This is a genomic window from Rahnella sp. P4_A8 (genome assembly GCF_056402435.1).
The window spans coordinates 1-575 of record NZ_JBFUHK010000378.1 but is presented as its reverse complement, the minus strand read 5'-3'; the positions used below and the strand labels follow the sequence as shown (position 1 = coordinate 575).

The 575-nt window shown below is 48.2% G+C and carries 3 protein-coding genes; all 3 read right to left on the bottom strand.

The features are described from left to right. A partial coding sequence (gene rpsQ / locus AC1DUO_RS26105) for a 30S ribosomal protein S17 (protein WP_477989645.1) occupies positions 1 to 238 on the bottom strand: 238 nt, incomplete at its 3' end. Next, on the bottom strand, positions 238 to 429 hold the full coding sequence (rpmC, locus tag AC1DUO_RS26100) for a 50S ribosomal protein L29 (protein ID WP_013573692.1): 192 nt from the start codon (positions 427 to 429) through the stop codon (positions 238 to 240). The genes rpsQ and rpmC, both read right to left, overlap by 1 nt. Next, on the bottom strand, positions 429 to 575 hold a 147-nt coding region (locus tag AC1DUO_RS26095; protein ID WP_477989646.1), incomplete at its 5' end, for a ribosomal protein L16. The genes AC1DUO_RS26095 and rpmC, both read right to left, overlap by 1 nt.

Sequence of the window (575 nt, the reverse complement as noted above, 5' to 3'; positions counted from 1 at the left end):
CTACAACGCGAACCAAGGTCCAAGACTTAGTCTTAGACAGTGGACGGCATTCGCTGATTTCCACAACGTCGCCGATACCACATTCATTGTTCTCGTCATGTACGTGCAATTTAGTCGTACGTTTGATGAACTTACCGTAAATCGGGTGTTTCACCACGCGCTCAATCGCAACAACAATGGATTTTTCCATTTTGTTACTGATTACACGACCCTGCAGAGTACGGATCTTGTCAGTCATTACGCACCCGCCTTTTCAGTCAGTAAAGTTTTCACACGTGCTACATCACGACGCACTTGCTTCAACAGGTGTGTTTGCTGCAACTGGCCGCTTGCCGTTTGCATGCGCAGGTTAAACTGCTCACGCAAAAGGTTCAGCAACTCAGTGTTCAGCTCTTCCACGCTTTTTTCGCGCAGCTCTTGTGCTTTCATTACATCACCGTCTTAGTTACAAAGGTGGTTTTGATAGGCAGTTTGGCTGCTGCCAGCTGGAAGGCTTCACGAGCCAGCTCTTCAGGCACACCGTCCATTTCGTACAGGACTTTACCAGGCTGGATCAAAGCAACCCAATACTCTAC